The 13,532-nt window shown below is 72.1% G+C and carries 13 protein-coding genes; 10 read left to right on the top strand and 3 right to left on the bottom strand.

Annotated elements, in window-relative coordinates; translation table 11 throughout:
• Window positions 1–26 precede the first annotated feature (26 nt).
• Genes CCO04_RS06610 through CCO04_RS06600 form a run of 3 tightly spaced genes read left to right on the top strand, consistent with a single transcriptional unit; the run spans window position 27 to window position 4,980 of the window.
• Entirely contained in the window at window positions 27–2,249 is a 2,223-nt protein-coding gene (locus CCO04_RS06610) for a chemotaxis protein CheA (protein WP_215813326.1), read from the top strand.
• Complete coding sequence (locus CCO04_RS06605; RefSeq protein WP_215813325.1) at window positions 2,246–2,701, top strand: chemotaxis protein CheW; 456 nt, start codon at window positions 2,246–2,248, stop codon at window positions 2,699–2,701. The genes CCO04_RS06610 and CCO04_RS06605 overlap by 4 nt, the downstream gene beginning before the upstream one ends.
• Complete coding sequence (locus CCO04_RS06600) at window positions 2,698–4,980, top strand: methyl-accepting chemotaxis protein (RefSeq protein WP_215813324.1); 2,283 nt, start codon at window positions 2,698–2,700, stop codon at window positions 4,978–4,980. The genes CCO04_RS06605 and CCO04_RS06600 overlap by 4 nt, the downstream gene beginning before the upstream one ends.
• Before the next feature lie 74 nt (window positions 4,981–5,054).
• Here the strand turns inward: CCO04_RS06600 and CCO04_RS06595 are convergent, their stop codons facing one another.
• Window positions 5,055–5,771 carry a response regulator transcription factor gene (locus tag CCO04_RS06595; RefSeq protein WP_257753852.1) on the bottom strand — a complete coding sequence of 239 codons (717 nt, stop codon included), beginning with the start codon at window positions 5,769–5,771 and terminating at the stop codon, window positions 5,055–5,057.
• A 149-nt stretch (window positions 5,772–5,920) separates the two neighbouring features.
• Window positions 5,921–6,280, bottom strand: coding sequence for a hypothetical protein (locus CCO04_RS06590; protein ID WP_215813322.1), 360 nt, complete (start codon window positions 6,278–6,280; stop codon window positions 5,921–5,923).
• 245 nt (window positions 6,281–6,525) lie between these two features.
• On the opposite strand from CCO04_RS06590, the gene CCO04_RS06585 reads away from it, so the two are divergent.
• The 4 genes from CCO04_RS06585 (at window position 6,526) to CCO04_RS06570 (ending at window position 9,028) form a co-directional block, all read left to right on the top strand.
• Window positions 6,526–7,332, top strand: a complete 807-nt coding sequence (locus tag CCO04_RS06585; RefSeq protein WP_215813321.1) for a sigma-70 family RNA polymerase sigma factor — start codon at window positions 6,526–6,528, stop codon at window positions 7,330–7,332.
• 194 nt (window positions 7,333–7,526) lie between these two features.
• Window positions 7,527–8,168, top strand: coding sequence for a PAS and ANTAR domain-containing protein (locus tag CCO04_RS06580; protein WP_215813320.1), 642 nt, complete (start codon window positions 7,527–7,529; stop codon window positions 8,166–8,168).
• 54 nt (window positions 8,169–8,222) lie between these two features.
• Entirely contained in the window at window positions 8,223–8,681 is a 459-nt protein-coding gene (locus CCO04_RS06575) for a DUF6328 family protein (RefSeq protein WP_215813319.1), read from the top strand.
• Window positions 8,682–8,758: 77 nt separating this feature from the next.
• Complete coding sequence (locus CCO04_RS06570; RefSeq protein ID WP_215813318.1) at window positions 8,759–9,028, top strand: Rho termination factor N-terminal domain-containing protein; 270 nt, start codon at window positions 8,759–8,761, stop codon at window positions 9,026–9,028.
• A gap of 35 nt (window positions 9,029–9,063) precedes the next feature.
• Here the strand turns inward: CCO04_RS06570 and CCO04_RS06565 are convergent, their stop codons facing one another.
• Window positions 9,064–10,800 carry a dolichyl-phosphate-mannose--protein mannosyltransferase gene (locus CCO04_RS06565; protein WP_257753855.1) on the bottom strand — a complete coding sequence of 579 codons (1,737 nt, stop codon included), beginning with the start codon at window positions 10,798–10,800 and terminating at the stop codon, window positions 9,064–9,066.
• Window position 10,801: 1 nt separating this feature from the next.
• On the opposite strand from CCO04_RS06565, the gene rsmI reads away from it, so the two are divergent.
• The 3 genes from rsmI to CCO04_RS06550 are packed head-to-tail and all read left to right on the top strand — an operon-like array spanning window position 10,802 to window position 13,375.
• The gene (gene rsmI, locus CCO04_RS06560) at window positions 10,802–11,677 is read left to right on the top strand and encodes a 16S rRNA (cytidine(1402)-2'-O)-methyltransferase (RefSeq protein WP_215813317.1); all 876 of its coding nucleotides are present in this window, start codon (window positions 10,802–10,804) and stop codon (window positions 11,675–11,677) included.
• Window positions 11,670–12,530, top strand: coding sequence for an alpha/beta fold hydrolase (locus CCO04_RS06555; RefSeq protein WP_215813316.1), 861 nt, complete (start codon window positions 11,670–11,672; stop codon window positions 12,528–12,530). Before rsmI ends, CCO04_RS06555 begins: the two co-directional genes overlap by 8 nt.
• Window positions 12,527–13,375, top strand: coding sequence for a TatD family hydrolase (locus CCO04_RS06550; protein WP_215813315.1), 849 nt, complete (start codon window positions 12,527–12,529; stop codon window positions 13,373–13,375). Before CCO04_RS06555 ends, CCO04_RS06550 begins: the two co-directional genes overlap by 4 nt.
• Window positions 13,376–13,532: the final 157 nt, after the last annotated feature.

Here is a 13,532-nt window from a genome sequence, read left to right as displayed (position 1 = left end):
CCACTCGCCGCGCCGAAAGGACGGTCGTGGACGACGACGCCGAGATCATCGCCGAGTTCCTCGTGGAGTCCCACGAGAACCTCGACCAGCTGGACCGTGATCTCGTCGAGCTCGAGCGCCAGCCCGACTCGCGCGAGCGGCTCTCGAGCATCTTCCGCACGATCCACACGATCAAGGGGACGAGCGGCTTCCTGGCGTTCAACCGCCTGGAGGCGCTGACCCACGTCGGCGAGACCCTGCTCTCGCGGCTGCGCGACGGCGAGACCGTGATGACCCCGCCCATCGCCGAGGCACTCCTGAGCATGGTGGACACGGTCCGCGCGCTGCTCGGCGCCATCGAGCAGAGCGGTACGGACGTCGACCCCACCGTCGCCGTCGACCCGGTCGTCGCGGTGCTGGAGGGGCTGCTCGCCGAGCCCGAGGCCCAGCCCGCGCCCGAGCCCGCGCCCGCGCCCGAGCCCGCGCCGGTCGCCGTCGAGCCCGAGCCCGCGCCGGTCGAGCCCGTGCCTGCGCCGGAGCCGGAGCCTGTCGCTGCCGCCCCCGAGCCCGCTGAGCCCACCGAGCCCACCGAGCCGACCGAGCCCACCGAGCCCGAGCCGGAGCGCCGCGCCGTCGTCGACGCCTCCGTCCGCGTGGACGTCGACCTCCTCGACGACCTCGTCGACCTGGTCGGCGAGCTCGTCCTGACCCGCAACCAGCTCCTCCAGCGCAGCCTCGGCTCCGCCGACGTCGAGCTCGTGCGTGCCAGCCAGCGCCTCGACCTCGTCGCGAGCGAGCTGCAGGAGTCGGTGATGAAGACCCGGATGCAGCCCATCGGCCAGGTCTGGTCCAAGCTCCCGCGCGTCGTGCGGGACCTGTCCCACCAGCTCGGCCGCGAGGTCGAGCTGGTCATGGACGGCCACGAGACCGAGCTCGACCGCAGCCTCCTGGAGGCGGTCAAGGACCCGCTCACCCACCTGGTGCGCAACTCGCTCGACCACGGCATCGAGCCCCCCGACGTACGACGGGCCGCCGGCAAGCCGGCCAAGGGCACGCTGAGCCTGCGCGCCTACCATGAGTCCGGCCAGGTCGTCGTCGAGATCGCGGACGACGGCAAGGGCATCGATCCCGCCAAGATCGGGGCGATCGCCGTCGAGCGCGGGATCATCACGCGCGACCAGCTCGCCCGGATGGACCAGCGCGACGTGCTGGGCCTGATCTTCCGCCCCGGCTTCTCGACGGCCGCGGCGGTCTCCAACATCTCCGGTCGCGGCGTCGGCATGGACGTCGTGCGCACCAACATCGAGCGCATCGGTGGCAGTGTCGACGTGTCCTCCGAGCCCGGCACCGGTACGACGACGCGCGTCCGGATCCCGCTCACGCTGGCGATCATCCCGGCCCTGGTGGTGGGGGAGGGCGGCGAGCGCTACGCGATCCCGCAGGCCAACCTGGTCGAGCTGGTCCGCATCGAGGGCGACGACGTACGCCGCCAGGTGGAGCGGATCGCCGGAGCCGCCGTGCTGCGGCTGCGCGGCAAGCTGCTCCCGCTGGTGTCGTTGGCCGAGACGCTGGGCGGTGCGCAGCCCGCGCCCGACGAGGCGCTGACCGTGGTGGTCCTGCAGTCCGACGACCTGCGCTTCGGCCTGTGCGTCTCGGAGGTGCACGACACCCAGGAGATCGTGGTCAAGCCGATCGGCCGCCAGCTCAAGGGGCTGTCGACGTACGCCGGAGCGACGATCATGGGCGACGGCCGGGTGGCGCTCATCCTCGATGTCGCCGGGATCGCCGGCACCGCGGGCGTGACCGCCGTCCAGGACGAGGCCGCCGACACCCGGGCCGGCGTGACCGACGACCGCCAGGCGCTGCTGGTGCTGGAGGTCGCCGACGGCCGGCGTGCCGCGCTGCCGCTGGCGGCCGTGGCCCGGCTCGAGGAGTTCGCCCGCGACCGCGTGGAGCGGAGCGGGACGGCCGAGGTGGTGCAGTACCGCGACGGCATCCTGCCGCTGGTCCGGCTCGCCGCGGCGATCGGCCTGCCCGACACCAGCGACCGCGGCGAGCAGATCAGCGTGGTGGTCCACGAGACGGCCGGTGCGGCCGCCGGTGCGGTCGGCATCGTCATCGACCGGGTCCTCGACGTCGTCGAGGTGGCGGTCACCGCCAGCCAGGTCGGCCGGCGCAGCGGCGTCAGCGGCAGCGCCGTCGTCCAGGACCGGGTCACCGACCTGGTCGACCTCGCGGCCGTCGTCGCCCGTTCGGGGGTGTCGGCATGAGCACCGAGCAGCTCTGCACGTTCTGGGTCTCCGACCTGCTCTTCGGGGTGGCGGTCGAAGAGGTGCAGGAGGTCATCCGGCACCAGCCGATGACGCCTGTGCCGCGCGCGGACGAGGCCGTCCGCGGGCTGATCAACCTGCGCGGCCAGATCGTCACGGCGGTCGACCTGCGCGTCCGGCTCGGTCTCCCCCCAAGGGATGCCGAGCGCCTACCGATGAACGTGATCGTCCGCAGTCGCGGCGAGGTGGTCAGCCTCCTCGTCGACGACATCGGCGACGTCATCGACACCGCCGGCGTGGATCCCCAGCCGGCGCCCTCGAACCTGCCGCGAGAGGTGCAGGACGTCGTGCGCGGGGTGCGCCCCCTGCCCGACTCCATCCTGCTCGTCCTCGACGCAGACCGCGCGGTCGACGTGAACGCCGCGCCCGACAACCCCGGAGGAAACCCGTGACCGAGATCCTGGACGCGCCGGTGAACGGCACCGGTCCCGCCAAGAGGACGACCAAGGCCGCGGCTCCGGCTGCGGCGTCCGCCGACTACACGCTGTACGACGCCATGGAGGCCGGCGCGTTCGTCGTCGACCCCGACTACCGGATCCGGTTCGTCAACAGCACCGCGCGGCGCGAGCTCGCCGCGGGCGGCCCGGACATCCCGCAGGTCGACCCGGACACCCTGGTCGGCATGTCGTTCGAGGCGATCTACACCCACGAGGAGCTGGGCGCCGCGGTGACCGCGACCGCGGCCCGCTTGCCGCTGAGCGACCGGGTCACGGGGGAGAACTCGATCCACGACGTGCTGCTCAGCGCGATCCACGACGCGTCCGGCACGTACCTCGGCGCGCTCATCACGTTCGAGAACGTGACCGAGAAGGTCCAGGCCGAGCGCGAGATGGCGGTCGCCACCTCGATGATGGAGAACTCGCCGACGAACATGATGTTCGCCGACCGCGACTTCGTCATCCGCTACATGAACCCGGCCTCCCTGGAGACCCTGCGCGGGCTCGAGGAGCACCTGCCGGTGCGTGCGGACGAGATCGTGGGCTCCAGCCTCGACGTCTTCCACAAGAACCCCGCCTACCAGCGCGGTCTGCTCGCGACCGCCGACCACCTGCCGCGGCGTGCGGACATCAAGGTCGGCCCCGAGACCCTGGACCTGCTGGTCTCCGCGATCCGCGACACCTCCGGCGAGTACGTCGGCGCGATGGCCACCTGGGACGTGATCACCGACCGGCTGCGCACCGAGCGCGAGCGCGCGGAGTCGGCGGCCGACACCTCGGCGGTCAACAAGATCCTCGCCACGCTGGGCTCCGCGCAGGACGTCGAGGCCGCCGTGCAGAGCACCCTCGACACGGTCCGTGGCGAGTTCGGCTGGGCCTACGGCTCGTACTGGAAGGTCGACCCGGCCGACCGGCTGCTCAAGTTCGACCGCGAGTCCGGCGACGCGGGCCCGGAGTTCCGCAGGGTCACGCTGCAGGCCTCGTTCGCCGAGGGCACGGGCCTCTCCGGCCGGGCCTGGGCGCAGCGCGACCTCTACTTCACCCGCGACATCGGCGAGATGACCGACTGCGTGCGGGCTCCCGTCGCCCAGCAGGTCGGCGTGAAGTCGGGCGTCTGCTTCCCGATCATGGTCGCCGGCGAGGTCGTCGGCACGATGGACTTCTTCGCCACCGAGACCCTCGACCCCAGCCCGCAGCGCCTCGAGTCGCTGCGCAACGTCGGGCGCCTCGTGTCCCAGGCGGTCAGCCGGATCGAGCGCGAGACCCGGGAGCGGGCCGAGGCGGCCGTGCTGGCGGGCAAGGTCGAGCAGATGCTCGACGTCGTCTCGGCCGCGGCCGGCGGCGACCTGACCCGCACCCTCGACATCGAGGGCGACGACGCGGTCGGCCGGGTCGCCGAGGGCCTGCGCACGCTGCTCGGCACGCTGCGCACCAGCATGGGCAATATCGGCGGTACGGCGGAGTCCCTGGCCGCCGCGGCCGACCAGCTCACGTCGCTCTCCGAGGGCATGGGCGAGGGCGCGACCACGACCTCCGACCGGGCGGCGTCCGCGTCGAGCGCGTCGGTCCAGGTCTCGGCGTCCATCCAGACCGTGGCCACCGCGGCCGAGGAGATGACCGCCTCGATCCGCGAGATCGCCAAGAACGCCACGGAGGCGGCCACCGTCGCCACCGACGCGGTGACCGTGGCCTCCGAGGCGCAGGGCACCGTCGCCTCGCTGGGGGAGTCGAGCGCCGAGATCGGCCAGGTCATCAAGGTGATCACCTCGATCGCCCAGCAGACCAACCTCCTCGCCCTCAACGCGACCATCGAGGCGGCCCGGGCCGGCGACGCCGGCAAGGGCTTCGCGGTCGTCGCCAACGAGGTCAAGGAGCTGGCCAAGGAGACGGCCCGCGCCACCGAGGAGATCGGCCAGAAGATCGAGGCCATCCAGAGCGACACCCAGGGCGCCGTCTCGGCGATCAGCCGGATCGCCGACGTGATCGCGCGGATCAATGACATCCAGTCGACGATCGCCTCCGCGGTGGAGGAGCAGACCGCCACCACCAACGAGATCGCGCGCTCGGTGACCGAGGCCGCGGCCGGCGCCAACGGCATCGCCGAGGACGTCACCCAGGTCGCCACCGCCGCCGCCCACACCCGCGAGGGTGCGGAGCAGACGCTGACCTCCGCCACCGAGCTGACCGGCATGGCCGGCGAGCTGCGCGAGATGGTCGGCCGCTTCACCCTCTGAGGGCAGCGCAGGAAGAACCCCCAGGAGCCAGGCTCCTGGGGGTTCTTTCGCGTTCGGTACGGCGGGGGCTGCGCTCAGCCCACGCGGCGCTCGGCGGTGTAGCCGCCCGGCACGACCGGCGCCGGGGCGGCGGCCGGCGTGCTGACCGGGCTCGACGTGGTCGCGCTCTCCGCGCCCCGCAGCCGGACCGCGAGGAGCGCGGCCTGGGTGCGGTGCTGGAGGCCGAGCCGGCTGAGCAGCCCGGTGACGTGGTTCTTGACCGTCTTCTCGGCGAGGTAGAGCTGCTCGGCGATCTGGCGGTTGGTCATCCCCTCGGCGATGAGGAAGAAGATCTTGCGCTGCTGCGGGGTCAGCTCGCACACGACGTCGAGCGAGCGGCGCTGCATCTCCATCTGCTCCACCACCCGGCTCGCGACCGCGGGGTCGATGAGCGAGTGGCCGCCGGCGACGAGCTTGATGCCGTTGAGCAGCGAGTTGCCCTCGATCTTCTTGAGCACGTAGCCCGAGGCGCCGGCGAGGATGGCCGCCGAGATGGCGTCCGGGTCGTCGTACGTCGTGAGGATGAGGCCCTTGATCTCGGGGTCGACGGCGCGCATCTCGCGGCACACGTCGACGCCGGTGCCGTCGGCGAGGTTGGCGTCCAGCACGGCGACGTCCGGCCGCAGCTCGAGGATCTCGCGCAGCGCGACGCTGGCGCTGCCGGTCTGCCCGACCACCTCCAGCTCCGGGTCCGTGGACAGGAGGCTGGCGACGCCCCGGCGGACGACCTCGTGGTCGTCGACGATGTACACGCGAATCGGATTCTGAGCTGCCACGGAACGATTCTGGGGCACCGCGCCGAGAACATCGAGACCTGTCACCAAGGTCCGGCCGGTGGGCCCAGGCGGATGGTCAGTTGGAACTAGTCACCGGGGATCGATCGGCCGGGGCGCGCGTGCGCTCAGCGGACGCGGAGATCGGCGAGGGCCGCGGAGACGTCGCGCTCGCTGCGGCGCAGCGCCTCGAGCAGCGCCACGATGTCCTGGGTCGTGAGCCGGTCGTCGCCCTGCGGGGGCGCCAGCCACTCCTCGGCCTCGGCGGCCGTGATCCGGGTCCCGATCTCGAGCCGGTACGACGTGTCGGCCGGCTCGAACGCGATGTCGGCCACGACGGCGGTGAAGTGCTCGTCGGCCTCGGGGTCGTGGACGACGACGTGCTCGCCCGGCTCGAGGCCGCGGATGAGTCCCTGTTCGACGTGGCTGACCGCAAATGAGCGGCTGCGACGCGTGAACGGGCTCAAAGCCACGACGATCTGCTCCACCACGACCTCCGCCGGAGAGACTCCGGATGATGCGGGCGCCGGTTGCGCCCTTCCTCTAGTAAAACCCTCGAACGACCCGTCCGTTATGGGAATCGTCGTCCTCTCCTTGGTGATTCTTCGGAACCATGGTGACTAGTCATTCCGGGTGGTGTCCCTCCCTGAAAGAGGCTATGTTCGAGAAGAACGCTGCACGCAGCACGTGGCCAAGCCCACCGCCACATCACTTCCGATTCCGGGAGTAGACCGTGTCCACCGTTACTGCCTTCAAACCTCTCGATGTCGGTCCGGCCGAGCGCAAGGCCCGCACCGCCCGACTTCTCGCCGCCGCCCGTGATCTCACGGGCGCCGAGCGCGACCGCCTCCTCGAGGAGGTCATCGTGCTCAACATCCCGGTCGCCCGTTCTCTCGCGTCGCGCTACCGCAACCGCGGTCAGGGCCTCGACGAGCTCGAGCAGGTGGCCTGCCTCGCCCTGACCCGCGCGGTCCAGGGCTTCGACCCCGAGCGCGGTGACGACCTCCTGGTCTTCGCCGTGCCGAGCATCCTGGGCGAGCTGAAGAGACACTTCCGCTCGGTCTCCTGGGCGGTCCGGCCCCCGCGCCGGATCCAGGAGATCCGGCCGCGCCTGGTCGCCGCCGAGGACGAGCTCACCCAGCAGCTCGGCCGGTCGCCCCACGCCGACGAGCTCGCCGCCGAGCTCGCCTGCCCGGTCACCGAGGTCGAGGAGGCCCGGTCCTGCGGGGACCTGGCCCACGCCGCCTCGCTGGACGAGCCGATCGCCGCGACCGGAAGCCCGCTCGGTGACCTGCTGCCGGACGACGACCCCGGGTTCGAGCGCAGCGAGGCCGTGGTGATGCTCGGCCCGGCCTGCCGCCGGCTCAAGCCGCGCGACCGGTGGATCCTGCGGATGCGGTTCTACGAGCAGCTCACCCAGCAGGAGATCGCCGACGAGCTCGGTGTCACCCAGGTCCAGGTCTCGCGTCTCCTCCAGCGGATCTTCACCGACCTGCGGCGCTCGCTCGGCCACGACGACCGCGCGCCCTCCGCCGCCTAGGTCGCAGAGGCCGCAGAGGCCGCAGAGGCCGCAGAGGCCGCAGAGGCCGCAGAGGCCGCAGGGTCCGCACAGCCGGACGGGACGGCGGTTCGCCGCCGTCCCGCCCGTGCGCCGTTGTGCGATCACGATCCCGATTCGGGATAGTGGTGCTCGCAGACGGCGTCGTCGCCGTCCGCACCGACCGCGGAGGAACGATGACGACGCAACGGGCGGAAGCGCCCCGCCAGACCGGGCGATTCGTGTACCACGTCGCCACGGAGGCCTGGGAGTGGGACGACGACGTCTCGGCGATCCACGGCTACGCGCCGGGCGAGGCCGAGCCGACGACCGAGCTGATCATGCAGCACAAGCACGAGCAGGACCGCCCGCTCTTCCAGGCCACGCTGAGCCAGGCCATCGCCGACGGCGAGCCGTTCAACGTCTACTACCGGATCCTGGTCCACGACCAGGTCCGCTACGTCGTGCTTGCCGGCGAGGGTCAGTACGACGGCGACCGCTCCGGCGGCCGCGCCGACCGCCTGGTCGGCTACTACCTCGACCTCACCCCCGAGCTGGAGGCCGAGACCAGCGCCGCCGCCGACGCCGCCGTGGCCGCCTCGGCCAAGGCGCGCGACACGATCGAGCAGGCCAAGGGCATCCTGATGCTCGGCTACGGCCTCGACGCCGACGCGGCCTTCGCCATGCTCAAGTGGTGGTCACGCAACCGCAACGTCAAGGTGCGGGAGGTCGCCGAGCGGCTGATCCAAGTGGCTCGGGAGGGGCATGTCAGCCACCCGGGTCTGCGCCGTCTGCTGGACGCGCTGCTCGACGACCTCACCGCCAGCCGAACGCACTGACGGCTCCGTCGGCCGTACCCGGGTCGGCGGACGGTATCCGGGTACCGGACGCGCATGGACCGCCGGGACCGGCCGCCGCAGCAGATCACCCGCAACCTCAACGAGCTGCTGCAGGAGCTGCGCGTCATGCAGACGGGCGTGCAGATCCTCACCGGCTTCCTGCTCACGGTGCCCTTCACCGAGCGGTTCACGTCGCTGACCGGATTCCAGCAGCGGGTGTACCTCGGCATCCTCGTCGCGGCGGTGCTCACGACCCTCGTGATCGTCGCGCCCGTCTGCTACCACCGCCTCCTGTTCCGGCAGGGGGAGCGGGACTGGATCGTGCGCGCCGCGCACCTGTGCGGACTGGCCGGGCTGGCCGGCCTGGCGCTCGTCTCCACGGCGGTGGTGCTGCTGGTCTTCGACGTCGTCCTCGGCCGGACCGAGGCCCTGACCGCCGCGGCGGCGGTCGCGCTGGCGTTCATCGTGATGTGGGCGGTGGTCCCGCTCTCCGGGCGGGACCGCCCACGGTGAGCGTGCTCGGCGTACGACCGCCGTCGCGGTGTCCCTCGGCCCCGTCTTCCTTGCGGGAGCGCGGGTAACGAGGGGCCATGCCCCGCAAGACCCCCGGACCCAGTGTCAAGAACCCCGACGCCTACGAGGCGCTGCGCGACGACGGCGCCAGCAAGGAGAAGGCCGCCCGGATCTCCAACGCCATGGCCGCCGAGGGTGCCTCGACGGTCGGCCGCCGCGGCGGCAAGGCCGAGCCCTACGAGGAGTGGACCGTCGCCGAGCTGCGCAAGCGCGCCAGCGAGCTCGGCATCGAGGGCCGCTCGTACATGAGGAAGGCGCGCCTGGTCAGGGCGCTGCGCGAGCACTAGCCCGCGCGGCTATCCCGCGCAGCTAGCCCGTGCGGCTAGATCCAGCGGGAGAACCAGATCCGGTCCAGCCACTCCCGGTGCGTGAGCATCTGGTTGGTCCAGATCGGGTAGAACCACGCGAAGTTCACCAGCGTCAGGATCACGAACGCCCCACCCACGATCACCCCCGCCGTACGACGTGCCGAGGGCGCGCGCGAGGGCCCGATCAGGGTCCCGATGCTGAGCGTGATCGCGATGACGGTGAAGGGCAGCACGGCGATCGCGTAGAACAGGAAGATCGGGCGTTCGTCGTACATGAGCCAGGGCAGCCAGGTCGACAACGCCCCGACCACCGCGAGTCCGTAGCGCCAGTCGCGCGCGCCGATCCACATCACGACCGAGAACAGCAGTGCGACGACGCCGCCCCACCACAGCACGGGCGTGGGGATGAGCAGGACCTGCTTGATGCAGTCGCTGCCGGCGGGGGCGTCGCAGCCCGGCGTGCTCGGCGGGATGTCGTTGGTGACGGCCACGCCGACCGGCCGGTTGATGAGCAGCCACCCCGACGGTTTCGACTCGTAGAAGTGCGTCGAGCAGTTCAGGAAGTGCGTGTGGAACGTGTAGACGTCCTGGTGGTAGTACCAGAGCGAGCGCAGCGACTGCCACACCTCGCCCAGGCCGCTCGCGTCCTTCTCGGTCGCGGTCGGCCACTTCTTGGAGGTGTCGAGGTTCGTGGCGACGTAGGAGTCGTCGTCCTTGGCGCAGTGGCCCTGCCCCGTGTACTGGCGGTACTGCGTCGAGCTGAGGTGCTCCTCGTACTGGTCGGCGTGCGCGAGCCAGCCGCCCCAGGTGGCGATGTAGACGAGGATCGCGACGATCACCAGCTGCAGGAACGCCGGGATGCCGTCGACGAGCGCGCCCTTGGCGACGGCCCAGCGGATGCCGAGCGAGCGGCGCGCGTTGGCGCTCCACAGCCAGCACATCACGCCCAGCGCGGCGAGGGGGTAGGCCGCCGTCCACTTGGTCCCGATCGCGAGGCCGAAGCAGACGCCGGCGGCGAGTAGCCACGGCCGGAACAGGATCCGGGGGCCCCACCCGCTCAGCGCCACCCCGTCGTCCGTACGACGGGCGAGCCTGGCCAGTCGTGCCCGGTGCCAGTCGCGGTCCGCGACGAGGCAGGACACCGCGCAGAGCAGGAACAGCGCGAGGAAGATGTCGAGCAACGCCAGCCGCGACAGCACGAAGTGCAGGCCGTCGAGCATGAGCAGCGTGCCGGCGACGCAGCCGAGCATGGTGGACCCGGTCATCCGGCGGACCAGGCGGCAGATCACCAGCACCATCAGCGCGCCCGCGACGGCGGAGGCGATCCGCCAGCCGAACGGGTCCATGCCGAAGGCCTTCTCGCCGAGCGCGATCAGCCACTTGCCGACGTCCGGGTGCACCGCGAGCGACGGGTCGCCGGTCCAGATCCCCTGGGTGTGCCCGGAGAGGATGTCGGCGTTGATGTCGGTCTTGGTGTTGCCGTCGGCGTCGGCGACGTAGGTCTGGATGTAGCCGTTGTTGAGCAGCGACCACGCGTCCTTGGCGTAGTACGTCTCGTCGAAGGCGAACCGGTGGGGGTTGCCGAGCCCGACCACCCGCAGCGCGAACGCCAGCAGGGTGAGCGCGATCGGGGCGAGCCAGCCGACGAGCTTCTCGCGGCGCCCGAGCCGGCGCAGCGGGTTCACCGCGCGTTCGACGGCCAGCGGCACGCGCTGCCCGAGCGCGGTGCGGGAGAGGCCGGTCACGGTCACGATGCGGAAGCCTACGCAACCGGTCTGCAAGGATCGGGACGTGAGTGGAGTCCTGGTGCTGGCGGGCACGCCGATCGGTCAGGTGGGCGACGCCCCGCCCCGGCTCGCCGCCGAGCTCGCGGGCGCCGATGTGGTCGCTGCCGAGGACACCCGCCGCCTGCGCCGCCTGGTCACCGACCTCGGCATCGAGCTCACCGGACGCGTGGTGTCGTACTTCGAGGGCAACGAGGCCGCGCGGACGCCGTCGCTCGTCGAGGCGCTGGTCGCCGGCGAGCGCGTGGTGCTGGTGACCGACGCCGGGATGCCGAGTGTCTCCGACCCGGGCTACCGCCTGGTCGCGGCGGCGGTCGAGGCCGGCGTACGGGTGACCGCGGTGCCCGGGCCGTCCGCCGTCCTCACGGCGCTGGCCGTGTCGGGGCTGCCGGTCGACCGGTTCTGCTTCGAGGGCTTCCTGCCGCGCAAGGCGGGGGAGCGGTCCCGGCGGCTCGCGGACCTCGCCGGCGAGCAGCGCACGATGGTGTTCTTCGAGGCGCCGCACCGCACCGAGGCCGCGCTGGCCGCGATGCGCGACGCCTTCGGCCCCGACCGGGCCGCCGTCGTCTGCCGGGAGCTGACCAAGACCCACGAGGAGGTACGCCGCGACGGGCTCGCCGCGCTCGTCGACTGGGCGGCCGAGGGGATCCGCGGCGAGGTGACCATCGTCGTCACCGGCGCGACCCCCGGCACCGCCGTCGCCTCCGACCCGGACAGCCTGCGTGCGGCCGTGGCCGCGCTCGAGGAGTCCGGCATGCGGCGCAAGGAGGCGATCGCCGCGGTCGCCGTGCAGGCTGGACTCCCCAAGCGCGACGTCTACCAGGTGGTGCACATCGATGGTTGAGCTCACGACCCCGGCCCGGATCACGACCGTCCAGCGCGACGGCCTCGTGCTCGACGTCCTCGACGAGGGCCCGATCGACGGTGAGGTCGTGGTGCTGCTCCACGGCTTCCCCGAGCGTGCCGACTGCTGGCGCCTGGTGGCGCCGATCCTCCACGAGGCGGGCTACCGCACGCTCGCGATGGACCAGCGCGGCTACTCCCGAGGCGCCCGTCCGAAGCGGCGCCGCGACTACCGGATGACCGAGCTGCTCGGCGACGTCCGCGCGCTCGCCGAGCAGGCCGGCGGCCGGGTGCACGCCGTGGGCCACGACTGGGGAGCCATCCCCGCCTGGCTCATCGCGATGCACCACCCCGAGCTCGTCGCGAGCCTCACGGCCGTGTCGGTGCCGCACCCGCAGGCGTTCCTGACCTCGATGGTGCGCTCCACCCAGGGCCTGAAGTCCTGGTACATGCTGGCGTTCCAGGTGCCCTTCCTGCCCGAGCGGCTGGCCCGCACGCCCGGCGGCTTCCTCGACAAGCAGCTGCGGACCGCCGGCATGACCGCCGACGACATCGCCCGCTTCCGCGCCGAGATCGTCGACGACGGGGCGCTGACCACCGCGCTCCACTGGTATCGCGCGCTGCCGCTGGCCGACCCGCGGCTGACCCGGCGCAAGGTCACCGTGCCGACCACGATGGTGTGGAGCGACGACGACATCGCGCTGGGCCGCTGGGGCGTCGAGCGCACCGCGGGCCTGGTGGACGCGCCGTACCGGTTCGTCGAGCTCAACGGGATCTCGCACTGGATCCCCACCCAGGCGCCCGAGGCGCTGGCCGAGGCGATCCTCGACCGCGTCCGCTCCACGGCGTCGTGAGCACCGACGAGCGCCCGCCCGTCCCGGAGCCGCTGCCGCACCCCGTCGTCGACAACCACTGCCACCTCGACATCGGCCGGGGCGATGTGCCCTGGGACGCGCGCGAGGCGATCGACGCCGCGGCCGCGGTCGGCGTACGCCGGATCGTGCAGATCGGCTGCGACCTGCCCGGCGCCCGCTGGGCGGTCGCCGCGGCCGAGGAGCACCCCGAGCTCGTCGCCGGTGTCGCGCTGCACCCCAACGAGGCGCCGCGGATCCTCGAGCACGACGGCCGTGCCGCCCTGGAGGCCGCGTGGGACGAGATCGAGCGGCTCGCCGGCGCCCACCCCAAGGTGCGCGCGGTGGGGGAGACCGGTCTCGACTCGTTCCGCACCGGGGACGACGGCCGCGCGGTGCAGGTGGAGTCGTTCCGCCGCCACGTCGACCTGGCCAAGCGGCTCGACAAGACGCTCGTCATCCACGACCGCGAGACCCACGACGAGGTCCTCGAGGTGCTCGACAGCGAGGGTGTGCCGGACCGCTGGGTGATGCACTGCTTCTCCGGCGACGCGGCGTTCGCGCGGGCCTGCCTGGACCGCGGTGCCTATCTCTCGTTCGCGGGGACGGTGACCTTCAAGAACGCGGCGCCGCTGCGCGAGGCGCTGCGGATCGTGCCGCGCGACCGGCTGCTCGTCGAGACCGACGCGCCGTACCTGACGCCGATGCCCTACCGCGGGCGCACCAATGCGTCGTACCTGGTGCCGGTGACGGTGCGCGCGATGGCGGCCGAGCGGGGCGAGGACCTGGGCGAGCTGTGCGCCGCGATCGACGCTGCGACCGAGGCTGCGTTCGGTGGTTCCTGGTAGTTCCTGGAAATTCCGGGGGCTGTGACAGGTGTGACGGATGGGGCGTTCTCGGCGTGACTCCGCTCACCGCGACCCGCCGGAAGACCCCTCGCCAAGTTGCAATCCGCCCCTGACTCACGTTGTGGTGGACGACTGAAGGCCGGGATCGGAGGCAGTT

Origin of the sequence: Pimelobacter sp. 30-1 (assembly GCF_018831735.1) — a bacterium.
Classification (GTDB): domain Bacteria; phylum Actinomycetota; class Actinomycetes; order Propionibacteriales; family Nocardioidaceae; genus Nocardioides.
This window is presented reverse-complemented; position numbering and strand designations above follow the sequence as displayed.

Excerpts from the sequence above, each read along its gene's own strand:
- CCO04_RS06605 (WP_215813325.1), top strand. The coding sequence starts at position 2,246 with ATGAGCACCGAGCAGCTCTGCACGTTCTGGGTCTCCGACCTGCTCTTC.
- CCO04_RS06580 (WP_215813320.1), top strand. The coding sequence starts at position 7,527 with ATGACGACGCAACGGGCGGAAGCGCCCCGCCAGACCGGGCGATTCGTG.
- CCO04_RS06575 (WP_215813319.1), top strand. The coding sequence starts at position 8,223 with ATGGACCGCCGGGACCGGCCGCCGCAGCAGATCACCCGCAACCTCAAC.
- CCO04_RS06570 (WP_215813318.1), top strand. The coding sequence starts at position 8,759 with ATGCCCCGCAAGACCCCCGGACCCAGTGTCAAGAACCCCGACGCCTAC.
- rsmI (WP_215813317.1), top strand. The coding sequence starts at position 10,802 with ATGCGGAAGCCTACGCAACCGGTCTGCAAGGATCGGGACGTGAGTGGA.
- CCO04_RS06555 (WP_215813316.1), top strand. The coding sequence starts at position 11,670 with ATGGTTGAGCTCACGACCCCGGCCCGGATCACGACCGTCCAGCGCGAC.